The sequence below is a fragment of the Blautia massiliensis (ex Liu et al. 2021) genome (assembly GCF_052064225.1).
Classification (GTDB): domain Bacteria; phylum Bacillota; class Clostridia; order Lachnospirales; family Lachnospiraceae; genus Blautia_A; species Blautia_A fusiformis.
In genome coordinates, this window is sequence record NZ_JBQHWA010000002.1 from 95085 (window position 1) to 119492 (window position 24408).

General features: G+C 45.5%; 23 protein-coding genes and 1 pseudogene. 3 read left to right on the top strand and 21 right to left on the bottom strand.

Annotated features, from left to right (window positions below):
• Window positions 1–12: 12 nt before the first annotated feature.
• The 9 genes from fusA to ACTNDQ_RS01160 form a co-directional block, all read right to left on the bottom strand.
• Window positions 13–2136, bottom strand: coding sequence for an elongation factor G (gene fusA, locus ACTNDQ_RS01120; RefSeq protein ID WP_278795495.1), 2124 nt, complete (start codon window positions 2134–2136; stop codon window positions 13–15).
• Window positions 2137–2154: 18 nt separating this feature from the next.
• The gene (rpsG, locus tag ACTNDQ_RS01125; protein WP_207660371.1) at window positions 2155–2625 is read right to left on the bottom strand and encodes a 30S ribosomal protein S7; all 471 of its coding nucleotides are present in this window, start codon (window positions 2623–2625) and stop codon (window positions 2155–2157) included.
• Between the two features lie 229 nt (window positions 2626–2854).
• The gene (rpsL, locus tag ACTNDQ_RS01130; protein WP_015526360.1) at window positions 2855–3274 is read right to left on the bottom strand and encodes a 30S ribosomal protein S12; all 420 of its coding nucleotides are present in this window, start codon (window positions 3272–3274) and stop codon (window positions 2855–2857) included.
• A gap of 203 nt (window positions 3275–3477) precedes the next feature.
• Window positions 3478–6000: a YfhO family protein gene (locus tag ACTNDQ_RS01135; protein WP_441063296.1), complete on the bottom strand. Its 2523-nt coding sequence runs from the start codon at window positions 5998–6000 to the stop codon at window positions 3478–3480.
• Between the two features lie 581 nt (window positions 6001–6581).
• On the bottom strand, window positions 6582–6986 hold the full coding sequence (locus ACTNDQ_RS01140; protein ID WP_022426578.1) for an ACT domain-containing protein: 405 nt from the start codon (window positions 6984–6986) through the stop codon (window positions 6582–6584).
• A 182-nt stretch (window positions 6987–7168) separates the two neighbouring features.
• Window positions 7169–7426 carry a sporulation transcriptional regulator SpoIIID gene (spoIIID, locus tag ACTNDQ_RS01145; protein WP_110103084.1) on the bottom strand — a complete coding sequence of 86 codons (258 nt, stop codon included), beginning with the start codon at window positions 7424–7426 and terminating at the stop codon, window positions 7169–7171.
• An 89-nt stretch (window positions 7427–7515) separates the two neighbouring features.
• Window positions 7516–8190: a TMEM165/GDT1 family protein gene (locus ACTNDQ_RS01150; RefSeq protein ID WP_110103083.1), complete on the bottom strand. Its 675-nt coding sequence runs from the start codon at window positions 8188–8190 to the stop codon at window positions 7516–7518.
• Between the two features lie 147 nt (window positions 8191–8337).
• Window positions 8338–8832, bottom strand: coding sequence for a hypothetical protein (locus ACTNDQ_RS01155; protein ID WP_441063299.1), 495 nt, complete (start codon window positions 8830–8832; stop codon window positions 8338–8340).
• 197 nt (window positions 8833–9029) lie between these two features.
• A complete protein-coding gene (locus ACTNDQ_RS01160) occupies window positions 9030–9974 on the bottom strand; it encodes a ketopantoate reductase family protein (protein ID WP_441063301.1) in 945 nt (314 codons plus the stop codon).
• 286 nt (window positions 9975–10260) lie between these two features.
• On the opposite strand from ACTNDQ_RS01160, the gene ACTNDQ_RS01165 reads away from it, so the two are divergent.
• Entirely contained in the window at window positions 10261–11349 is a 1089-nt protein-coding gene (locus ACTNDQ_RS01165) for a pyridoxal phosphate-dependent aminotransferase (RefSeq protein ID WP_279201049.1), read from the top strand.
• Window positions 11350–11649: 300 nt separating this feature from the next.
• Here ACTNDQ_RS01165 and ACTNDQ_RS01170 read toward each other — a convergent pair whose 3' ends face one another.
• The 10 genes and pseudogenes from ACTNDQ_RS01170 to ACTNDQ_RS01215 all read right to left on the bottom strand — a co-directional run bounded on the left by ACTNDQ_RS01170 (window position 11650) and on the right by ACTNDQ_RS01215 (window position 20320).
• Window positions 11650–12426 (bottom strand): TatD family hydrolase, encoded by a 777-nt coding sequence (locus ACTNDQ_RS01170; protein WP_441063351.1) that lies wholly within the window; start codon window positions 12424–12426, stop codon window positions 11650–11652.
• Window positions 12427–12450: 24 nt separating this feature from the next.
• Window positions 12451–12858: pseudogene (locus tag ACTNDQ_RS01175) on the bottom strand (MOSC domain-containing protein); the annotation flags it as partial.
• Window positions 12859–13232: 374 nt separating this feature from the next.
• Window positions 13233–13721: a MogA/MoaB family molybdenum cofactor biosynthesis protein gene (locus ACTNDQ_RS01180; RefSeq protein ID WP_441063304.1), complete on the bottom strand. Its 489-nt coding sequence runs from the start codon at window positions 13719–13721 to the stop codon at window positions 13233–13235.
• 3 nt (window positions 13722–13724) lie between these two features.
• Window positions 13725–14714, bottom strand: coding sequence for a GTP 3',8-cyclase MoaA (moaA, locus tag ACTNDQ_RS01185; protein ID WP_441063306.1), 990 nt, complete (start codon window positions 14712–14714; stop codon window positions 13725–13727).
• Entirely contained in the window at window positions 14714–15193 is a 480-nt protein-coding gene (gene moaC, locus ACTNDQ_RS01190) for a cyclic pyranopterin monophosphate synthase MoaC (RefSeq protein WP_021653088.1), read from the bottom strand. The genes moaA and moaC overlap by 1 nt, the downstream gene beginning before the upstream one ends.
• Before the next feature lie 12 nt (window positions 15194–15205).
• Entirely contained in the window at window positions 15206–17173 is a 1968-nt protein-coding gene (gene metG / locus ACTNDQ_RS01195; RefSeq protein ID WP_161215728.1) for a methionine--tRNA ligase, read from the bottom strand.
• Between the two features lie 496 nt (window positions 17174–17669).
• Entirely contained in the window at window positions 17670–18173 is a 504-nt protein-coding gene (locus tag ACTNDQ_RS01200; RefSeq protein ID WP_015526384.1) for a threonine/serine exporter family protein, read from the bottom strand.
• 89 nt (window positions 18174–18262) lie between these two features.
• Window positions 18263–19018, bottom strand: a complete 756-nt coding sequence (locus ACTNDQ_RS01205; RefSeq protein ID WP_021653091.1) for a threonine/serine exporter family protein — start codon at window positions 19016–19018, stop codon at window positions 18263–18265.
• A gap of 252 nt (window positions 19019–19270) precedes the next feature.
• A complete protein-coding gene (locus tag ACTNDQ_RS01210) occupies window positions 19271–19696 on the bottom strand; it encodes a flavodoxin (protein ID WP_288788238.1) in 426 nt (141 codons plus the stop codon).
• Between the two features lie 30 nt (window positions 19697–19726).
• Window positions 19727–20320 carry a DUF3793 family protein gene (locus ACTNDQ_RS01215; protein WP_022426572.1) on the bottom strand — a complete coding sequence of 198 codons (594 nt, stop codon included), beginning with the start codon at window positions 20318–20320 and terminating at the stop codon, window positions 19727–19729.
• Window positions 20321–20701: 381 nt separating this feature from the next.
• Here ACTNDQ_RS01215 and ACTNDQ_RS01220 point away from each other — a divergent pair, with 381 nt between their 5' ends.
• Window positions 20702–21124: a Fur family transcriptional regulator gene (locus ACTNDQ_RS01220; protein ID WP_278794875.1), complete on the top strand. Its 423-nt coding sequence runs from the start codon at window positions 20702–20704 to the stop codon at window positions 21122–21124.
• 88 nt (window positions 21125–21212) lie between these two features.
• Window positions 21213–21758: an NADH peroxidase gene (locus ACTNDQ_RS01225; protein WP_015526390.1), complete on the top strand. Its 546-nt coding sequence runs from the start codon at window positions 21213–21215 to the stop codon at window positions 21756–21758.
• A gap of 71 nt (window positions 21759–21829) precedes the next feature.
• On the opposite strand, the gene ACTNDQ_RS01230 is transcribed toward ACTNDQ_RS01225, so the two are convergent.
• A complete protein-coding gene (locus tag ACTNDQ_RS01230) occupies window positions 21830–23371 on the bottom strand; it encodes an Ig-like domain-containing protein (RefSeq protein WP_441063353.1) in 1542 nt (513 codons plus the stop codon).
• Window positions 23263–24387: a hypothetical protein gene (locus ACTNDQ_RS01235; protein ID WP_288788242.1), complete on the bottom strand. Its 1125-nt coding sequence runs from the start codon at window positions 24385–24387 to the stop codon at window positions 23263–23265. The genes ACTNDQ_RS01230 and ACTNDQ_RS01235 overlap by 109 nt, the downstream gene beginning before the upstream one ends.
• Window positions 24388–24408: the final 21 nt, after the last annotated feature.

Sequence of the window (24408 nt, forward strand, 5' to 3'; positions counted from 1 at the left end):
ATTTATAGTGGATCAGTCCTTCTTAGAAAGGATCTTCTCCTGTACAGACTTCGGAACCTGCTCATATTTCTCAAAGAACATAGAGTAGTTACCACGTCCCTGTGTTCTGGAACGAAGGTCTGTAGCGTATCCGAACATCTCGGAAAGCGGAACATATCCATGGATCATCTTACCGCCGCCGATATCTTCCATACCCTCGATACGTCCACGACGGGAGTTGATATCACCGATAACGTCACCCATGTAATCCTCTGGTGTAGTAACTTCGACCTTCATGATTGGCTCAAGAAGAACCGGAGCTGCTTTCTGCATAGCATCCTTGAATGCAAGAGAACCTGCAATGTGGAATGCCATCTCAGAAGAATCGACTTCATGGTAAGAACCATCGTATACATTTGCATGTACACCAACTACCGGGAATCCTCCGAGGATACCAGCTTTCATAGCTTCCTCGATACCTTCGCCAACTGCCGGGATGTATTCCTTCGGAATAGCACCACCAACAACTGTGGACTCGAACTTGTACAGCTCTTCTCCGTTGGCATCCATAGGCTCGAATTTAACTTTACAGTGACCATACTGTCCACGACCACCAGACTGTTTAGCATACTTGCTGTCTACATCAACAGGCTTGGTGATTGTCTCTTTGTAAGCAACCTGAGGTGCACCAACGTTAGCCTCAACCTTGAACTCACGAAGAAGACGGTCAACGATGATATCCAGGTGAAGCTCACCCATACCAGCGATAATGGTCTGTCCAGTTTCCTGATCTGTATGAGCACGGAATGTCGGGTCCTCCTCAGCAAGCTTAGCAAGTGCCTCACCAAGTTTGCCCTGTCCAGCTTTTGTCTTAGGCTCGATCGCGAGCTCGATAACCGGCTCCGGGAACTCCATGGACTCAAGGATTACCGGATGCTGCTCGTCACAGATTGTATCACCTGTTGTAGTGAATTTGAATCCGATCGCTGCAGCGATATCACCGGAGTAAACCTTATCCAGCTCCATACGTTTGTTAGCGTGCATCTGAAGGATACGTCCAACACGCTCTTTTTTATCTTTTGTGGCATTCAGTACATAAGAACCGGAGTTCATTGTTCCTGAATAAACACGGAAATAAGCAAGTTTTCCTACGAATGGGTCAGTCATGATCTTGAATGCAAGAGCGGAGAACGGCTCATCATCAGATGAATGTCTCTCAACTTCGTTGCCGTCAAGGTCAACACCCTTAATAGCCGGGATATCTGTAGGAGCCGGCATGTACTCAAGGATTGCATCCAGAAGTTTCTGAACACCTTTGTTTCTGTAAGCGGAACCGCAGCAAACCGGTACTGCTGTACACTCACATGTAGCTTTTCTGAGAACAGCTTTCAGTCTGTCTACAGAAGGCTCATCTCCCTCAAGATACTCCATCATGAGGTCATCATCCAGCTCGCAGATCTTCTCGATCAGCTCTGTATGATAAAGTTCTGCATCTTCCTGCATATCCTCCGGGATATCAACGATAGAGATATCGTCGCCCTTGTCATCATTGTAGATGTATGCTTTCATCTCGAAAAGGTCGATGATTCCTTTGAAGTCATCCTCTTTTCCGATCGGAAGCTGAAGGCAGATAGCGTTTTTACCAAGACGAGTCTTGATCTGCTCTACTGCACCGTAGAAGTTTGCACCAAGGATATCCATCTTATTGATGAATGCCATACGAGGTACATTGTAGGTATCAGCCTGACGCCATACGTTCTCTGACTGCGGCTCAACACCACCCTTAGCACAGAAAACGCCGACAGCACCATCAAGTACACGAAGGGAACGCTCAACCTCAACAGTGAAGTCTACGTGTCCTGGTGTATCAATGATGTTGATACGATGCTCAAGAGCACCTGGCTTTGGTTTGCAGTTCTCCTCAAGAGTCCAGTGACATGTTGTAGCAGCGGATGTGATTGTGATACCACGCTCCTGCTCCTGCTCCATCCAGTCCATTGTCGCTGTACCTTCATGAGTATCACCGATCTTGTAGTTAACACCTGTGTAATAAAGAATACGCTCTGTAAGAGTTGTTTTACCAGCATCGATATGCGCCATGATACCGATATTTCTGGTTCTCTCTAATGGATATTCTCTTCCTTCTTTTCCAGCCAATGAATTTTCCTCCTCGAATTAGAAGCGATAGTGAGCAAATGCTTTATTTGCCTCAGCCATCTTGTGCATGTCTTCTTTTCTCTTAACGGATGCACCTGTGTTGTTCATTGCGTCCAGAAGCTCATTAGCCAGTCTTTCTTCCATTGTCTTCTCGCCTCTCTTACGTGAGAACATTGTAAGCCAACGAAGAGCAAGTGCCTGACGTCTGTCTGCTCTTACCTCGATCGGAACCTGATAAGTAGCACCACCGATACGTCTTGCTTTTACCTCGAGAACTGGCATGATGTTATTCATAGCCTCTTCAAATACTTCAATTGCTGGTTTACCAGCTTTTTCCTCTACTCTGGCAAATGCGCCGTATACAATTTTCTGAGCAACACCTTTCTTACCGTCTAACATGATGTTATTGATAAGCTTGGTAACCACTTTGTTATTGTACATCGGGTCAGCCAGAACGTCTCTTTTCTGAGTATGTCCTTTACGTGGCACGTTACTTCCCTCCTTAATCATATTGATTATATCATCGGTACTCACGCAGTAAAACTATTGCATGTTCGCACTGGTAAGGTCCTATATTTAACCCGCAACCGACAGGGTATATGGAATACCGTACAAATCCTTATAGTCTTCCGCTGTAATACATTAGATGAATAATATCTTTGTAATCCTCCTGATTATCTGCAATCAGGAAGCGGCGTAGATTTCTGATCTACTTAAATTATTTTTTAACTTTAGGTCTCTTAGCTCCGTATTTGGAACGAGCCTGTTTTCTGTTAGCGACACCTGCGGTATCAAGAGTACCTCTGATGATGTGGTATCTTGTACCAGGTAAGTCCTTAACTCTTCCTCCACGGATAAGAACAACGCTATGCTCCTGAAGGTTGTGACCCTCTCCTGGAATATAACTTGTTACCTCGATACCGTTGGAAAGACGAACTCTGGCGATCTTTCTAAGAGCTGAGTTAGGCTTTTTAGGAGTAGCTGTTTTAACAGCAGTACAAACACCACGTTTCTGTGGAGCAGCCTGATCAACTGCTTTCTTTCTTAAAGAGTTGTATGTTTTCTGCAGAGCCGGTGCTGTAGATTTCTTAACAGCTGTCTGACGGCCCTTTCTTACTAACTGGTTGAATGTTGGCATTCCATTTCACCTCCCGATTTATTTCTCCATGGGCTTTCCCATGGGGCCTTGCGGTTGCTATTTACAAATTACGGCATGCGAAAATATAACGTTTCATTCGCACGCTTGCTCATTATAGACCGTAAATACAGGGCTTGTCAAGGTGTTTTATGAAGAATTTTTGCTGATTTTACAGGGGTTTAACACAGTTTTCTTCATAGATGTCACAACCTGCCGGAAATACCCATTTTTCTTCTGCTGATATACCAGAGTATTCCCAGTATTCCTGCTATTAATATAGAAAGAACTGCTCCCGCCTGCAGCCCCGGAGTCCGATATTTCATAGTAACCGTATGTGTCCCGGCCGAAAGCTTTACACCGGTAAGCCCCTGGATGCTTTTCCCATAGACCTTTTTCCCATCTACATAAATCTGCATATCAGGATCATAAAATATGCTGAGAAGGAGCATTCCATCCTTTGCTGCAGCTATGGTACCCTTTCTATTCTTCAGATCCATCTGCCGGGAAGAAAGCATTTCATAGATCTCATCCAGGTCCGATTCCCGGTAAGTTCCCAGAACCGCTTCCTGCATTCCGGTTTCCGCAGTTACATGCACAACCGTATCCGTATCATAAGTGCCAAGATCCAGGAAATTATTATTCCAGTAATCGGATTTCTGCTCCTGGCCATTGATCGTTACAGTTTTCGGCTCTGTTCCCGGGATATAAAGATACCCATGCTCTCCTTCTTTCAGCGAAATATCAAAATCCACAGTCCCAGCCCATACTGCTTCTGAAGACACCGTCTGCATTTTGTACAGTCTTTTTCCCGCAATACCGCTGAGCAGCCGGTTCTGAACCTCAAGTGGATCTGTTCCTTCCATTGCATAGTCCAGTACGGAATCACTGACCATATATCCGGATTTCAGTGCTCTCGGATTCTCATAGAGATCAAAGGACTGGCTTTCTCCGATTTTTTTATAAACAGTATGAAGCTTTCTTGTATTCCTGCAAAACAGATATCGTATTCCCAGAAGCATATCCGTCACTTCCGTAGATCCCGCATACTGAAAACGATTTTCCAGATTTTCAAAGCCCATGTTTTTTACAAAATCCCACATTACCTCTGTATTAGTAGAGGAATACATAGATATCCCGTTCAGCTGATACAGCATCTCTTCATTTCTCACAAGAGGATTTACGATAGCGGCACGGTAATCCACCTGATCCACACCGGCAGATTCCAGTAATCCACAAACCTCCTGCTCACTTTCCACATAAATATCACGGTTTGCGGTTCCATTATCTGTAATACTGACGATTCCGTGAATTCCTGTCTCTGCAAGGATCAGCACTGCCAGCACCAGACATCCCAGCTTTCGGATCTCCACACAGCAGAAGGCATGACCGGACAGTTTTCCACAGATATACCGTTCCGTCCACATAACCAGAAAGAATACTGCAAGAACCCCTGCTGTAAGCAGAAGTCCCCAGATATTTCCGCTTTTTATCCCCACAACGATACAGAAGCCCTCTGCAGCGATCAGTCCGGCAAAAATTCTTCCTGTGCTTTCATTTTCCACATTTCCCCATGCATCACAGGACATTTTCAGCAGCAGAAATATCAGGATGAACACAAAACGATTGGGGATTCCCACAGGTTTATGCAATCCGTGAAAAAGCAGATTCAGCGCTGTGATATGGATCCCCGCAAAATACAAAACGATCAATATACCTGTTACGATTTTTTCTGCTGTGCGGATTTCTTTATTCAGAAAATAAATCCCGGCAAAAAGCAGCACTGCACAGCCACAGTAAAGGTTCACATCTCCCTGGTCGCCGGATTTTACAAAGGACAGGGAATCCTCGAATAATGCGCCCAGCTGTTTCCAGATATCTCCGTACACTCCCGAAAGTCCGGTGCCTGCCTCTTCCGCCGCTGCAGTTCTGGATACCGCAGCAATTCCGGGGATCAGTGTGATTCCTGCAAGTCCGTCTCCGGCAACAGACGCCCCGGCAAATTTCAATAATGAAAAACGGATTTTCTCCGGCCGTCGACCGGATTCTGCCGCAGCCAGCTCTGCCAGATAATAAAAAGCAGCAAATGTGCATAACATAAATCCCATATAATAGCTGGTTAAAATACAGTACCCCAGCACCAGACAATACCCTCGCCATTTTCCGGTATGCACCAGCTGTTCAATAAGATATACAAGCACCGGAAGAAGCATGATACAGTCCAGCCACATCACATTGCTGTAATAGCCTATAAGAAAATCAGACAGTGCGTACATACAGCCAAGAGAAACTGCCATACTTCCTCTGCCCGGATATTTTTTCCCGGAATACCATGCCATGGATACGCTGCAAAGCCCTGCCTTGATCAGGATCACCGCAGTGACAGCCTCGTTTACATACATGAATTTCATAAACAGCAGTATTAGGAAGCTGAACGGACTGCAGAGATAATAGCAAAACAATCCGTAAAAATTATATCCCATGGCATGTGCGGACCAGGTCCAGCCCGTTCCCTTTCCAAGCTGCTCTGAAAGTTCCCTGTAAAAGGCTGTATACTGATGGACTCCATCTACCACCAGCGCCGAATTTTCTCCAAAAGGATAAACACCCTTCAATGCAAAGCCCAGCGTAAAGATCAGAACCGGAAACAGAAACGCCAGGAGATAAATCCACCCTCTGTTTCCCTTTTTTTTGTTTTTTTCCGCTTTCTGTATTCTTATTGGTCTCATTTCATTTCCTCGTCTGTCTGCAGTAATTCCAGGCTGTTCTGTTCTGGACAGCTGAATTATCTATCGGCTGTTATTTTCTGAAATACTGTTATTTCTTTTCCGTCGTTTTTTTCTGATCCTCTGTATTCTGTAAATCAAACATCTGCGTTTTACTTTATCGCATGCTCATAAACTTGAACATTTTTGCAAAACAGATCATAGCATGTTTCCTACTGTATCATGTTTTTGTGAAATTACTGCGAATTTTTTCAGAGCAAAAGAAAAAAGCTGTCACATCATTGGAGACACAGAAAACTCCGCCGACGTAACAGCTTCTTTCTGAAGGAATCTGTGTACGCTGATCCACAGATCTCTTCATGGGTGTAATTATTAACTTTATGTGATGAGTTTTTAGTTCCCGGCCTGTATGATACGGATATTCACATATCCTGAGGTGGCTGTTTACAGGTTAAGAACTATTATGGATATATGATAGCATGGCCATATACATTTGTAAAATTGATATTTCGTGTTTATAATATAGAATATTTTAATATTTATCAAACGGATAAAAGCCTCTACCACACGGTAAAATCCTGTTTTTATAAAACGGTATAGCCTCTGGATTTCAGGCAGGATCTCACTTCCATGATATCCTCGGTATGGAATACCATGATCGGCTTGCCGGAATCACGGTTAAAGGAGAGGTACAGATAATCCACGCTCACATTACTGTCCTTCAGTGTAAGAAGCAGATCATTCAGATTTCCGGTCTTATCCTCAACCTCCACTCCGATCACCTCGATCACGTGGCAGAGATATCCGGCAGCGATCAGAGCCTCCATTGCCTTATCCGGCTCCGAAACTACCATTCGTACGATTCCGTACTCTGCGCTGTCATTGGTTACAGAGCCCAGAATGTTGATATCCTCATCCTTCAGGATACCGGTAATGTTCTGCATAACACCCTTTTTATTTTCTGCATAGATGGATAACTGTTTCAGCATGATAAAATCCTCTCTTTCCTATGTGCTTTATTTTGCTGTTCTATCGTATGATAAATCTTCGCACATCTTATCAGGTATGTCAACCAGAGCAAGCCGGATAATAACACAGACCTTCATATTTTAGTTTACCCGGCTCCTTGACACTGATATTTTATGATCAACATTTAACCCGGCCCGCCTGTTCACCGCATGTGAGCATGGAGATATTTTTCCCTAGTAGCGATACCTCCCCGGATATGTCGCTCCTGCTTGTTTACATCCAGTACCTTGCGAACTTCTATGGCCAGAGCCGGATTGATCATTTTCAGGCGTTCTACGCAATCCTTATGTACCGTACTCTTACTGATCCCGAATTTCTTAGCTGCCTGCCGCACCGTAGCCTTTGTTTCAACAATATATCCTGCGATCTCAACTGCACGTTCTTCAATATAATCCTTCACTGCCAAGCCCCCGAAGACGCTTTTTTACAGTGTATGCGGAGGCTTTTTCAGGTATGAGCCCTATTCTGCGCAAAGCTCCTTATAATAATTTAATTCTTTTTCGCCTGCTTATAAAGCACAAGACAGACGATCACAAACACAACCGTAACCGCTACGGTAAGCGGAAGGATCATAGAAGAGCCCGCCCCGAGCAGAAGGCCAAATCCCTGTCTCAGCGTCAGGATTCCAAAGATGGAAAAAATAACAAATGCAACTATATTGAGGATTCCCTCCGGTGCCTTGCTTTTCAGAAGATATCCGATCAGAAGTCCGATCACATCCGCTGCAAAAAGTCCCAGTGAACAGGCAAGCCATACCACAACCGCTGAACTCAGTCCCTCATTGGCACCAAATGTAATTGCGGTAAGCTGTGTCTTATCCCCCAGCTCCGCAACAAAAAATGTGCAGAATACAGACAGCGGTGCAAATCTGATCTTACGATCCTTAACATTCTCTTCCTCATCATCGTCACCCTTCAGTGTTGTCACCGCAAAAAACAGGAACGCTGCACCTGCGATCAGACGGATCAGCCAGGTAGGGACCACGGTACTGATAATACCTCCTGCAAGCACTGCCAGTCCGTTGAGCACCAGGACAGCAACACCGGTTCCAAGCAAAATATCCTTCAGCTTGAACCTGGAAGTCATTGCCACCAGCATCAGCTGTGTTTTGTCACCCATTTCCGCAATAAACTGGGTAAAAAGCACTTTCATAAATAACAGCATTTTTCTTCTCCTTTGCATATTCATCCGCTCCGGAACCATAAAAAAAGACCCACGTATACTCTATCTCTGTAACAGAAATAAAATATACATGAGTCTCATTCTTTAAGATTTGCCAGGTGCATGCACCAGTATGTTGACAAACCACGTCTACACGCGAATTACTCCCTCACGGAATTGATTTTCGTCATTGTAGCAAAGTTGAGAAATTTTGTCAATAGCATTAGAAAGCTCCGCCTGTGCTGTACAAGAGAACCGGCGATTCATGCCGACACCACTAGAAATCCCTGCCTGCACCGCCACCGCCGAAGCTTCCTCCGTCTCCCGAGCTTCCGCTGTCGTAGCTGTCATAATCATCATCTCTGTCATCATCATTACCGGAACTTCCGCCGCTGCTTTTCCCCCTCTTCCCAGGATCCAGCTCAGCGGAAACAGGGAATTAAAGAGCCGGTGCAGTACACTCATACGGCTGAAATTCTTTTTCCAGTAGTCTGAGGTATCCTTTCCCGACAATTTCATTATCAGACCCTTCAGAATCAGAACCATAGTTACGATAAGAAATACAGGCAGCATCACGCACAGCAGATATGCGCCCACCATGAGCAAAGCCAGCAGCACAGCCATCCGTCCGATCCATTTTTTCATAGGATATTCTCCCTCTAGCCGTTCTTTCATTTCATCAGAACAATGGTCTGATCTTATCACTCTGCCAGCATATCCCCTACATCCGGCGTATCTGCTGCTGAATCATCGGCCTCTGCTGTTTCCACAGCTTCTTTACTTCCGGCAAGCCCATTGTACCAGAGCATACAGGATTCCACCAGGAAAACTCACCTTTTCGGTCAGAATTTTTCTGCCATTTCCATAAGTCCCTGATATATTTTTTCGGAAAGCGGAATGGAAACACCAAGTCTCTTCGCTTCTTTCACAATATAGCCACTGAAGGTTTCCAGCTCCGTCTGTTTTCTCCGGATGCGAAAATCTCTCTGCAGGGAGCTGGTTGCATTATCTGCATGTACATGGCGGAATTTATGGATCACCTCATTGATGTGCTCATCCGTCAGCGCAACCCCCTTGGCCTGACCTACACTGGCAGCTTCCCATACAAGCTTCTCATACTGCTGCGCTTTCACCGGATCTCTGCGGAGCTCCCCGATGGTATTATCATAAAAAGCAGTCATCACATTAAAGGCACAGTTGAGGATATACTTTCTCCAGATCTCCACCTCGATATCCCCCTGATCTTTATAGTCAATATCTGCACCTTTCAGGATCTCTGCCACTTCTGCAACCTTCTTCTGCTGCCGTTCATCCGCATCTTTTATTCCAATACAAAGCCACGTAAACGTATCCTGCTGGGAAATGGAAAAATCCTCATTGGCAAAAGCCACCGTATAGATCAGCGAATCCACAACTGTTCCCTTACCAACCAGACGGCGGATGTTTTCTCCCGGGTCCACACCATTCATCACAGGAATGATCACTGTGTTATCCGTGACCATGTCCCGGATACTTTCGCACACCTCAGCCAGAGAATAATTTTTTACACAGATAAAAATATAATCCTGCTGTCCCATATCCTGAATTGGCACTACCTGCTCTGGCTTTGCCACGATCTCACCCTTATAATCACTGTGGAGCACCAGGCCTTTTTTCCGGATGCTCTCTGCCCTGGCGCCACGTGCAACCATCGTCACATGCGGATACGCCTTCGCCAGCAGCCCGGCTATGTAGCCGCCAACACCACCAATTCCGATCACTGCGATCTTTTTCTCTTCTGTATTCATATTTTCTGTTTCCTTTCCTGCTGTTTCTCCCTAAAAACTTACCCGCCCCGGAAAAAATGTGGATATTCACGGTCCACATTGACAAACAGCATGGATATTCACAATCCGCATTCGCTACCTGCTCATTGTATCAAATATTCCCATACATTTCCAGAAATCAATTTTCAGTAATATCCTATTCGAAAAAAATACAGAAACTTTTTATCCCGTCTTTTTTTGTCCCGGATTCTGGTGTATACTGGATATAAATTTTTTACGAAAAAAATAAAAATGTGAGGTGACAAAAATGGATACCAAACCCGTTTTTCACGGAAGTGATATAGAAAAGATCTGCAGCTACTACAATCTGAAAAAAGAAAACATCGTCAAATTCGGTGCAAATGTCAATCCTCTGGGACTTTCCCCAAAAGCCGGCAGAGCCATTGCAGAACACGTGGATATCCTTTCCTCCTACCCGGACAGAGAATACACATCCCTTCGGAATACGATTTCCAGCTACTGCAATATTCCCGCTGATTTCATCCTTCCGGGAAACGGCTCCAGTGAGCTGATCTCCCTTCTGATCCAGGAGCGTGCCCCGAAGCATACTCTGATCCTTGGACCTACCTATTCTGAATACTCCAGAGAGCTCTCCTTCTCCGGAAGTACCCAGGAATACTACCACCTTCAGGAAAGCAATGATTTCGAGCCGGACATTCCGGATCTCTGCCGGAAGCTGGAGCAGGGCTATGATTTTCTCATCCTCTGCAACCCCAACAATCCGACCTCCTCTGCCATCACCCAGGAAGAGCTTCGCAGACTTATCGGTTTCTGTGCAGAAAAAAATATCTTCGTGATGATCGACGAAACCTATGTGGAATTTGCCCCGGATATCAACGCCATCACCGCAGTTCCGCTGACACGGGAATTCACCAATCTCATGGTACTCCGCGGCGTATCCAAATTCTTCGCCGCTCCCGGAATGCGCCTGGGCTACGGCATCACCGGAAATATTGACTTTCTTGCAAAAATGCGCGAAAAACAGACACCATGGTCACTTAACAGCCTTGGTGCCTTTGCAGGAGAGATCATGCTGCAGGATGAAGATTATATTAAAGAAACCAAAAATCTGATCCTTTCCGAGCGCGACCGGATGATCCGGGAACTGAGGGATACAGACACCTACAAAATCTATCCCGCCTATGCAAACTTTATCCTGCTCCGGATCCTGAAAAACGGACTGACCTCCTATGACGTATTTGAAGCCTGCATCAGACAAGGCATGATGATCCGTGACTGTTCTTCCTTCCAGTGCCTGGACGGGGAATTTGTACGATTCTGTATTATGATGCCGGAGGATAATTCACGGCTTGTTAAAGTGCTGAAATCGCTGTAAAAGCTCTACAATACGATCCGGGATTTCCGGATCCCCTGTTTTATGCCTCCGGTGCCTGACAGACATTTCTGTCAGGCATTTTTTTACCTGCATATTTTTCTGCAAAGATCACTCCAATATGGTGCGCTCATATATGCGCATTTGTCATTAATTTATTTTTTCTAAATATAAAAAAGAGTTGTTGCCGAACAGATGATCACTCACACCTGCCATACAACAGCTCTTTTTTCATTTCATATCTTCAAAATCAATCCGTCATTCAACTATTTGCTCATAACAAAGCACTTTTTCCCAAGTTTATCAAATTAAATTCAACACCTTCATCGCATTACTCTCCGTCACAGCCACAACCTCCTCGCAGCTGATTCCCTTAATCTCCGCAATGGTCTTCACAACCTCCGGCAGATACAGGGAGCTGTTTCTTTTTCCACGGTTCGGCACAGGTGCCATGTAGGGGCAGTCGGTTTCAAGCAGGATCTGATTCAGCGGCGCATACTCTGCCACCTCTTTCAGCTTCCGGGAATTCTTAAAAGTAACCACTCCGCCGATTCCAAGATAAAGTCCCATATTCAGATACTCCCTTGCAATCTCCTTACTATAGGAAAAACAATGGATAACTCCGCCATACATCCCATCCTGCATATATTCTTTCACAATATTCAGCGTATCCTCTGCTGCATCACGGCTGTGGATCATAAACGGGAACTTTTTCTCACGGGCGATATCCATCTGCTGGCGAAATACCTTCTGCTGGAGAAGATGCTCTTCCTTCTCCTTATGCCAGTAATAATCCAGGCCGATCTCGCCTACAGCTACCGTTTTTTCCATGTCACAATATCTGCGGATCTCATCCAGCACAGCTGCATCCACCTTATCCGCATCATCCGGATGAACACCCACTGCGCCATAAATAAAAGGATACTTCTCAACCAGATCATAAACCCGGTCAAAATGTCCCACAGAAGCACACACATCCACAATATGCCCGATCCCGTTCTCCTGCATACTATCCAGCATGGCAAAACGATCCTCATCAAAAGCCTCATCATCGTAATGTGCATGAGTATCAAAAATCATAGCTTTATCCACAGTCATCTCATCACCGACGGAAACTTTTCCACCTTTCAGCACTCTTGTAAACACACCTTCCCGGGGCATGATGCACTCACCCATCTTCTGAAAAATAGCACAGCCATTGTGGCACTCCTTTCCGATCTGAGTCAGCTCCAGCACAACCTCACCACAGCGAAATCTGGTGCCAACCGGAAGCTTTGCAAAATCAATCCCTTCCACAACCAGATTCTCACCAAAAGCACCATCCTCAACCTCTGCGCCCTTTGCACGAAATGCATCGATCTTTTCACCGGAAAGAAGACTCACCTGCCGATGCCACTTTCCGGCATGAGCATCCCCCTCAAGCCCCCAGTCCTCCACAAAAACCGCAGACCCCACATTCCTCTTCTGAGTCCCCTTCTTCTCACTGATACAAACCGCAAGTACTTTTCCCATAACAGACTCCTATTAATCACACATCATTACCAAATTTATTCCTATATCACACCAGCAATATTGATTTCCAAAACCTACCACATGTAACTCTCAAGCCTCAGGAATTATGAATCGCTGGAGATGAATTTTAATCATAAAACCTACCACATCCAACAACCAGCCCAACGGAGGCAGGGCCAGTACGGTGACGTTAGCGGAGCGGCCGTCGAGAGGCGAGTATAGCTGCTGCCACCGAGCGCCCTGTTTGAGCCGCAGGCGAGTTGGCGCGAATGGCAGCAAACCAGCGACGCAGCCGAACAGGCCGCGCAGCGTGTCACCGTACTGGCCCTGCCTCCGTTGGGCGTCCGTTTGTTAGTCTAAGTATACACCACACACTACCGTCCGCATTCTCCAGCATCGCCGGTCAAAATCTCAATCCCATGCCCCAACGCCTCAATAATAACCTCCAGGCACTCCCTGACCGCCTTAGGACTCCCCGGCAGATTAACGATCAACGTCCCCTTCCGGATCCCGGCCGTAGCCCGGCTCAGCATCGCCCGCTTCGTGATCGTCATACTAAACGCCCGCATCGCCTCCGGAATCCCCGGCACACGCCGCCCGATCACATCCTCCGTAGCCTCCGGTGTCACATCCCTCTGAGAAAACCCGGTACCACCCGTAGTCAAAATCAGTTCAGCCAAACCCATATCCGCGATCTCAGCCATCCGGCTCCCAAGCATCCCACGGTCATCCGGCAAAACATCCACAGAAACAACCTCATACCCGGCCGCCTCCATAATCTCCTTCACAGCAGGACCACTAAGATCCTCCCGCTCTCCTCTGTACCCCTTATCACTAGAAGTGATCACAGCAACTCTCTTCATCACTCAACCTCCGATCTGAGCCATACAAAGCTTCTCCGTCTTATCATCCTTCTGTTTCTCCAGGCCTACGCCAAAAGCATGCCCGTCCGGTTTCTCCGCCAGAGCCTCCAGGATCACAGCCTTCAGCACCTCATCCGAACCACCACTGCGGATCACCTCCCGAAGATCCCTTCCCGCCGCATACTGCAGACAGGTCTTCAAAAAGCCCTGAGAAGTCAGCCGGATCCGGTTACACTCCCCACAGAACTTATGGCTCACCGCGCTGATAAACCCGATCTTTCCGGAAAAACCATCCACATCATAATAATGACACGGTCCATTCCCAAGGGGCTCCCCAACATACGGCGAAAACCGCGGAAGCTTTTCCCCAAGGATCCGAAGCAGTTCCTCCTCCGACACCCCATGAAATTCTTTTCCCATTCCAATGGGCATCATCTCAATAAACCGCACATGCACCCTGTGATCCCTGGCAAAAAGCGCCACCCGGCAGAGATCCTGCTCCGGGATCCCAAGAGGCACACAATTGATCTTCAGCGAAATCTCCGGATACTTCATTGCCTCCGAAATCCCTTCCAGCGTCCGCCCCAGTTCATCCCGCCGCGTGATCCTCCTGCTGCAGGCCTCATCCAGCGTATCCAGGCTGATATTCAATCCGTCCAGCCCCGCCCGGGCAAAATCACTCATCTGATCTTTCAGAAGCACACCATTTGTAGTCAGAGTCACCTTCTCGATCCCCGGCATATTTTTCAGTTTTTCCACCAGCTGAGGCATCCGCGGCCGTACAAGCGGTTCCCCGCCGGTCAGCTTGATCTTCCGGATACCCAGCTCTGCCATCACCCGGCAGATCCTCAAAATTTCCTCTTCCTGCAAAATGAGGGAGCGCTCCACATGCTGCACTCCCTCCTCCGGCATACAATAAACACACCGCAAATTACATCTGTCAGTTACGGAAATCCTGAGATAATCAATATTTCTTCCGCACCTGTCTATCATTATTTTTCCTCAAAACGGAAATCTCCGCTTTTGCCTCCTGTTTTTTCTTCCAGATGGATATCAGACATAACCATGTGCTTGTCAATTGCCTTGCACATGTCATAAATGGTAAGAAGCGCCACCTGAACACCTGTCAGCGCCTCCATCTCCACGCCTGTTTTTCCCTCTGTTTTTACCGTGCAGAATACACGGATCACTCCCGCATCCTCATCGGTCTCAAAATCCACAGAACACTTCTGGATGGGAAGTGGATGGCACATGGGGATCAGCTCAGAAGTACGCTTCACACCCATGATACCTGCCACACGGGCCACACCAAGTACATCACCCTTTTTCACATTTCCGCTTTTTACCGCAGCCATGATCTCCGGGCTTACCTGAATGGAACCCGTGGCTGTTGCCGTACGGTGAGTGACCGGTTTGTCGGACACATCCACCATAACAGCATTGCCGTTTTTATCAAAATGATTCAATTCCATATCTGTCTATACTTAGCAGATCTCAGCGCCTGCAGGCATCTCTTTCTCCGGTACCATCAGGGAAAGATTTCCGTCTGCATCCTCTGCACAGAGGATCATACCCTCGCTGAGGATTCCGGCAAGCTTGGCAGGCTTCAGGTTTGTAACGACCATAACCTTTTTGCCCACCATTTCCTCTGCGGAATAATGAGCCTTGATTCCGGATACGATCTGACGAACCTGACTTCCGATCTTAACCTGAGAGCAGAGAAGCTTTCTGGATTTCTTAACCTCCTCACAGGCGATGATCTCACCAACCTGGAACTGCAGCTTCTCAAAATCATCGAAAGTGATCTCCGGCTTTGCCTCGATATCAATCACGTTCTCTGTTTTCTCCTCTTCTACCTCTTCCTTCGGCTCTTCTTTCTTTGGATGAAGCTTCTCAACCTTCTCAAGAACCTCTTTCAGGTCAAGTCTCGCAAAAAGAATCTCCGGTTTGTCGGTTACGCGGTTTCCTGAAGGATAAAGACCAAACTGCTCCATCTCCTCAAGAGTTCTCTCGTTTGCGTTGAGCTGTACAAGAATACGCTCTGTTGTACGCGGCATAAAGGATTTCAGAAGAGATGCACCGATGCAGATTCCCTCAACCAGGTTGTAGAGAACTGTTGCAAGACGATCCTGCTTTGTCTCATCCTTTGCAAGTGCCCATGGCATTGTCTCATCGATATATTTGTTGCAGCGTTTGAACAGAGAGAATACCTCTGTGATAGCATCTGCCACACGAAGCTTGTCCATTTTTGCGGAAACATTCTTCGGAACCTGAAGGATGAAGCTCTTAAGATCCTCATCAACCGGCTCAGTAACATTCTTATTCTCAACGACTCCGTTAAAATATTTGTTGGACATGGAAATTGTACGGTTTACAAGATTTCCAAGTGTGTTTGCAAGGTCGGAATTCAGTCTCTCAACCATCAGCTCCCATGTGATCACACCGTCATTCTCAAATGGCATTTCGTGGAGTACAAAATAACGGACAGCATCTACACCGAAGAACTCAACCAGCTCATCTGCATAGATTACATTTCCTTTGGATTTACTCATTTTTCCATCGCCCTGAAGCAGCCACGGATGTCCGAATACCTGTTTCGGAAGCGGAAGATCCAGAGACATCAGGAAAATCGGCCAGTAAATGGTATGGAAACGGATGATATCTTTTCCGATCAGGTGAAGATCTGCCGGCCAGTATTTGTTGAATTTATCGCTGCTGTTTCCGTCGCAGTCATAGCCGATACCTGTGATATAGTTTGTCAGGGCATCCAGCCATACATATACAACGTGCTTCGGATCGAAATCTACCGGGATTCCCCATTTAAAGGATGTTCTGGATACACAGAGATCCTGAAGTCCCGGAAGAAGGAAGTTGTTCATCATCTCGTTTTTACGGGACTCCGGCTGGATGAAATCCGGATGTGTGTTGATGTAGTCAATAAGCTTATCTGCATATTTACTCATTTTGAAGAAATATGCCTCTTCCTTGGCAGGTACGCATGGACGTCCGCAGTCCGGACATTTGCCGTCTACAAGCTGGGACTCTGTGAAGAAGGACTCACATGGTGTACAGTACATTCCTTCGTAATGACCCTTGTAGATATCTCCCTTTGCATACATTTTTTTGAAGATTTTTTTGACCTGCTCTTCATGGTCTTTATCTGTTGTACGGATGAATTTATCATAGGATGTGTTCATCAGATCCCAGATACGTTTGATCTCGCCGGAAACGTTATCTACGAATTCCTTTGGTGTAACACCAGCCTCCTCAGCCTTCAGCTCGATCTTCTGGCCATGCTCATCAGTACCTGTCTGAAAATATACGTCATAACCCTGCTGTCTTTTAAAACGTGCGATCGCATCCGCAAGAACGACCTCATAGGTATTTCCGATATGCGGTTTACCGGATGTGTACGCAATGGCAGTGCTGATATAATATCTCTGCTTTTCCATCTTTTCTTTCCTCCATAAATATAAAAATAAAAAACGTCTTCTCATACCATAACGATATGAGAAGACGAGTTATTACCCGTGTTACCACTTCTTTTCGTTCCTGCCTCGCGGCAAAAACCTCATCAGGTACAGCAAGCTCTATACCCTTCCGCTATAACAGGCGGTCCTGTCACTGCCTGCCGGTGTCCGTTAAATCGGACATTCGCACTTCGCTTATCGCGTTTAAACCGGTTCAGCAATGCCTCTCCGAAGCCATCTTCCATCTGTGCCTGCACATCCCTCTCAGTCTCGGAACTCCTGCATAAAGTGAACCTTTACCATTCACTCTGCCGCAGATCTATGACATCAACTGCGTCACAGCCTGCATCTAAAAAGTCCTCCGGGGATTTCCCTGTAGTACGGTGTACACATGTACTCTCTTCTTCCATGAGTTTTCCATATGGGAAAATCGTAACACATTTCCAATGGTTTGTAAACGGGGAATTTCGATACTGTATTACATTCTCCTCTGCCTGTACATCCACCGCCACGCCATCCGGAACGCAATGGTCGTCAGCGTCATTCCTGCTGCCATGCTCACCGCAAAAAGGATCGTATAGATTCCGTCTTTCTGGAATTTTGCCCAGTCCTTCATCAACATCCAGTTCATTGTCCGGTAAAGTGCTGCTCCCGGAATCAACGGAATTGTCGCAGAAACCAGAAATACAGTTACCGGCGTTTTATGAATTCTTGCCATACATTCTGCATACAAAGTAATAGCTACTGTTGACCAGAAACCGCACACATACGGACTTGGCGTTATGAACTCTACTGCCAGATATACAGCCCAGGACAGACATCCACCCAATGCCGCAAACCAGAGTTTTTTTCCATGGATATTAAATAATGCCGCAAAGCCGAGGGATCCTGTGAAGGATACGACCAGCTGTATGATTTCCCGCATGTTTTCCTCCTGAATAAAATCATAACTACTCTCAAATACTCCCATCATCTGCTGCATTTCGCTACTCCGCAATTGATGCAGTATGTGAACTCCTCATTCACTGCTTATTGCTTTTCGCAACCTTCAAGAGAACTTCCCTGATTCGGTTAAAACAACAGATTCGCCACCGTGAAACCAAGGCCCACGACCAGTGCCAGCAAAAGCGCCTCCATACATCGGATCAAACCTGTAATGGTATCTCCTGAAAACATATCGCGCAATGAATTGGTAAATGCAATTCCCGGTATCAGAAGCATGATATTTCCGATACTGATCAGATCCGCATGATGTCCAAGCCCGATCAGAACTGTAAGATTGGAAAGTACTCCGCCGGCTCCGCAGCAAAGAAGCACTGTCAGCAGCGAGTTTAATGCACCTTTTTTTACAAAAGCCTCAAACAGCTTCAGGGCGATACCAATCAGCGCAGAAGCAATCATATCGTTGACATCTCCTCCGAAAAACACGGAAAAAGAACCTGAAATTACAGCATAGATCAAAATCTGCGTTTTAAAAGAATATCCTTGTTTATCCCGGATCTTTTCCAGCCCCTTCTGGATCTCCTCCGGCTTCGGCCGATACTCACAGATGTATCTGGAAAGCTGGTTCAGGTCATCCAGCCGTCCCAGATCATTGGACATTCCCGGCACACGCCGCGTCTGGGTGCAAATACCGAAATCCTCTCCATAAATAGTCGTCACAATACTGGATGTGATAGAAAAAACATCTGCCCGGGTGGCTCCATATGCCAGGCAGATCCGCCGTATGGTATCTTCCACACGTCCAACCTCTGCTCCGCAGCAAAGAAGCTGTTCACCAATTGTCATCGCATAATATAAATACTGTTCCGCTTCCTCCCGCGTCATCCGGCATCCCTCACTTTCCTGCTTTATTTCATTTTTATCTATTTTAGGACACGTAAATATTAAAATCAACAAGGATTTTTTGTCTTAATATTCATTTCTTCTATATTTCCTCAAAGTAATAAGCAGATATTTTCGCTCAAAATAAAACACCACCCGGACAAAAAAGATATCTATCCCTTCTGTCCGGATGGTGTTTGTGTTTGAAAATCCAATGCTCTGCTCAGTTTTTATTTATTTGAAATCTAATAGATCTTATGCAAGTTTTCCGCCAAGTTCACGGCAAGCTGCAAGTCCTTCATCATCAGGTGTGTTGTTTACAATGAGTCCTTCATCATCAACAAGCTCTGCGCCTGCGTCTTTTGCTCTGCCGCACCATGTTCTCATCCACTCTCCGTCGCCCCAGTCATAGGAACCGAAAAGCGCAACTTTCTTACCGGAAAGTTTGCCTTCCAGATCAGAGAAGAATGGCTCGAACTCACCATCCTCAAGCTCCTCATCTCCCATTGCCGGACAACCAAGTGCCAAAACATCATAAGAGAGAGCTTTATCTACATCTGCATCTGCAACTTCCATGATCTCAACATCCGCACCAGCTGCTTTTGCACCTTCCTCAACAGCCTGTGCCATTGCCTCTGTGTTGCCTGTGGAAGACCAGTAAATAATTCCTACATTGCTCATCTTAAAAACCTCCTGTTTTTAAACTTTATATTATACGCACATCTGAGATGTACAGAGATGCTTCATACCAACAACCTGCAAAATCGAATACCCCGCACGGATCTGCGCCGCAGTAAACTCCCGGCACTTATCATAGCTGTCAAAAATCCTGCGAGCCTGCTCCACATCATCATAAACCTTCCAGTAACCACACATCTTGCAGCCACTGCCTCCGAACTTCCGGAAGCCCTTCACGTCTTCAATGGGATAACCCAGGAAAAGTCCGATCTCATGAGGAAACTCCGTCTTATGAAAAAATCTCTCCTTCAAACGGGCGATCATCTCATCCAAAGAACTATCTATATTATACCCATCCTGAAGCAAAAGTTTCCTGGCTTCATCCTGCTTAAGATATTCCTGCAGCATATCCGGCCGATACACCAGAAGAAGATAATGCTTCCTGCATCCACAGATGATCTCCATACGGATACCTTCCCGTTCAAGACTCTCCTCATAATCCGAAATGATCTCCGGCAGCTCCGGCATTTTTTCCTTGGAAAAGGAAACAAGATTCGCCGGTTTCATTCCCATTAATACAGGGGAACAATGATAACCCATGACAGATTCAAATTTTTCACAAGTCATTTGCATTCTTCTTTACATATTAGTTAGATTTCTCTAACTGTTGTAAATATACTACCGAAGTTAGTCTCTGTCAACTTATTTTTATAAATTTTCACCGAGAATTTTTACTGATAAAATCCTATCATTAAGGGCACAATATTCCTTATAACAAACACTCTGTCAGACATCCGACTGCCAGTTCTCACCATTTAACCGAATCAAGTAAGTCCTCTGCAGGGTTGTAAATATCTCCTACACCTGCAGCGTAAAAATACTCATTTACATCCAACTCATAAAATGAAAATATTTCAGGATAATCATATCCAAACCTCTTGACAAACTTCCCTCTGTCATGTATTATAATATCAGTAATAATTACTATTACTGATAGGAGGAAACATTATGGCAGCACTTAAATACAGCCGTCAGCGAGAGTCCATCAAGGAATTTCTGAGATCCAGAACAGATCATCCAACGGCAGATACAGTATACGAGAATCTTCGACAGATCTACCCGAACATCAGTCTCGGAACTGTCTACCGTAATCTTTCTCTTCTCAGTGACATCGGTGAGATCCGGAAGCTGACCAATTTCGGAAGCGCGGATCGCTACGATGGAAGGGTTGCACCACACTCACATTTCATGTGTACCAGATGCAACCGGGTGATCGATATGCAGTCAGACAGCCTTAACGGAATTCTTGAACAGGCAGCTGCAGAATTTATCCACGGAAAAGTCTTTGACGTAGATGCAAGCTTCTATGGAATCTGCAAGGAATGCCTGAAAAAGAAGAAAAACAAGCTTGACAAAATAAAGACCACATGATACTATAAAATAGCAATAATTACTATTATTAATTTGGAAGAAACAAAAACAAACAATATATTTCAAAAAAGAAAAGGAGATCATTACTATGGCTAAATGGGTATGTACAGTATGTGGATATGTTTATGAAGGCGAGCAGGCACCGGAAGCCTGTCCAGTATGTAAAGCACCAGCTTCTAAATTCCAGAAACAGGAAGGCGAGCTCTCATGGGCAGCTGAGCATGTTGTAGGTGTAGCTAAAGGCGTTAGCGAGGACATCCTTGCAGACCTGAGAGCGAACTTCGAGGGCGAGTGCTCTGAGGTTGGTATGTATCTTGCAATGGCTAGAGTTGCTCACAGAGAAGGATATCCGGAAGTTGGTATGTACTATGAGAAAGCAGCTTACGAGGAAGCAGAGCATGCAGCTAAATTCGCAGAGCTCCTTGGTGAGGTTGTAACAGACAGCACAGAGAAGAACCTTCAGATGCGTGTAGAGGCTGAAAACGGCGCTACAGCAGGTAAATTCGACCTTGCAAAACGTGCGAAAGCAGCTGACCTTGACGCAATCCATGACACAGTACATGAGATGGCTAAGGACGAGGCAAGACACGGAAAAGCATTCGCCGGTCTGCTTAAAAGATACTTCGGTAAATAAGAAATCCGCATAAAATAAGGATTTTTTAAGGGGGAATCACAGAAGTGATCCCCCCTTTTTTCGTACAATCTTTATTTAACTGTAACTTTACAGGTTGTCCTCTTTGAGCCGCTTCGGATTGTGATTGTTGCGGTTCCTTTTTTCAGACCTTTGATCACACCACCGGATGTTACTGTCGCGATTTTTTTGTTGGATGATGTGTATGTAACTTTTTTCTGGCTGGTTACAGGAGTGACTTTAACTGAAGATGCCAGTTTACGGTAAGTAGTTCCTTTTTTGAGTGTCACAGATTTAGTGCTTACAGTAATTTTCGAAGTTTTTACTGCTCCTCTCTGTACGGTAACTTTAAAAGATGCTGACTTTTTGCTTGCAAGAATAACCTTAACTGTAGTACTTCCTGCCTTTTTACCTGCTGTCAGTCTGAAAGTTCCCTTCTTTGTCACAGAAGATACTTTTACGATTCCTGTATTTCCGGATGTCACTTTTGTAACATAATCACCTTTCGCCAGTCCGGCTGCTTTAAATGCAGTGGTAGACTGACCTGCTTTCATTTTCAGGGAAGATGCAGTCAGGGAAATCGTCGGTTTCAGTTTGGCAACTGAAGCTTGTTTCCTGAGCACTTTGCCGCACACTTTACAATGACTTCCTTCCTTCTTTCCTGCCTTAAATACTGTCGCTGCAACTGCTGCATCTTTTACAGCGGTATGTTTTGCCGGAAGTGTTACGGTTCTTACACCATCACAGGAAGTACATTTATCGGTTCTGCTTCCTTTTGACGTACAGGTTGCCTGAACAGTTTTTACTGCTTTCCAGCTGTGACTGTGTTTTGAACTGTTTTCTCCAATCTCAAAATGTTTTCTTACAAGCCGCTCCCACTCCCCGTTTTTGTTTTTTCGCATGGCAGACAGTGCAAGCCTTGTATTATCCTCGGACTTTCTCGTCATGATCGGAAGCTCCTGGCCGGAAACTTTCTGCATATTCCATGCTTCATCATCGTAATCATATTGCAGTTTACCGGATTCTGTATCCTTCCAGCTCATCACTACGATTTTTATATCATTTCCTGTAATCTCAACGGGATCGCCTTTTCCGTTTATATACTGAACCAGTTTTACTTTTAAATTGGCGAAATTAATAGATTCTCCAACAGCCGGATTAAGCAGCTTTCCATTCTTATCTGTCAGATTCTCCGGTATCAGCATAAATTCGCTGACTTCAAACCATATATCTTTTCTGAAGGCTTCTTTATATTCACCGGTTTTATCCAGAAGTTTTACTGCTACATAACAGCAACCAACACCGGTTTTATCGTTGGATTTAATTATAAGCTTCTTTCCAGCCGGAGAAACTGTAGCTTCTGCCAGTTTTGATTGTTCTATGATTTCCAGCTTATAATCTTTTACCGGATGCTGGCCACTGGTTTTATCCAGTATGTCTGTCACAATGGTCGTTTCATTGTTCGGCAGCATGGCTTCATTTCCTGCTGTGCCTTCCAAATCGTATGTCAGATTATAAAAGCTTTTTTCCTCACTATCATCACTGTCATGACCACTGTCACCGAAGTTTCCACTGTCGTCGCCATTATAACCGGGTAAAGTATCCACCTCATACATCCGTCTTGCAATCTGGTGCCAGTTTCCATCTGCACTTTTTTCCATTGCAGTAAGCCCAAAATATGTGCCATATCCTGATGTTCTCTCAAGGATTGGGAGCCCTGCCCTGGAACATCGATCCATTTCCAGCCGTCTGTATCATAATCAGGGTACACTGTGTCTGTACTTTCATCTGTCCATGAAGATATTACGATTTTATAATTATCTCCTGTTACCGGAATCGGGTCTCCTTTTCCATCTTTGTAACGGACAAGCTGCGGCTTCATGTCTTTTGCTATATCCAACTGCTGACCTACTTCAAGGTTGATTTCATTACCACTTGTATCTGTGATTTTTTCCGGCAGGATCACATACTCACTGATGTTAACCCAAAACTCCCTTTTTGCCACTTCAGTTCCATTTATGAATGCCGTTGCGGAAATTCTGGCGTCTCCGGTTTTATTGCAAACATCCAGCACAATATCCTGGCCATCTAATGATACGTCTGCCATTTTGACACCATTTCCACCCGTTACCGGAGCAACTTTCAATTCATATGCAGAAACATCACTATAGCCAATTGTATCAACCAGACGGGATTTTATTCTGACACGGCTGTTCGGCAGTAAATCCTGGCTTCCACTGGCACCTTCAAATATCAGATTAAGCTGATATTGTTCATTTGCTGCAGCAGACTCTCCAGCTTCTGAACCGTCACTGAAGGCCTCCTGGTTTTCGGTGTTATCCCCGAATAGCTCCGTAGTTTCTGATGCGTTTTCTTCTTCTGCAATTTCTTCTTCCGCATTCTCTGCATCATCCTGAAGACTTAATTCCTCATCGTCTTTCAGATCAGGCACTGAAGCTGCTTCCCCTGTTGTTTCCGAGTCATCGTTCTCCTGAACTGATTCTTCTGTCTCTGCAGTTTCCTGTCCGGTATCTGCTGTCAATTCCTCAGCTGCTACCGGTATGGCTGCACCCATACTCTGTGAAAACGTAAGTGTTGCGGCCAGAAGCATTGCAATCCTCTTTTTCTTCATATGATTCCGTTACTGAAAACT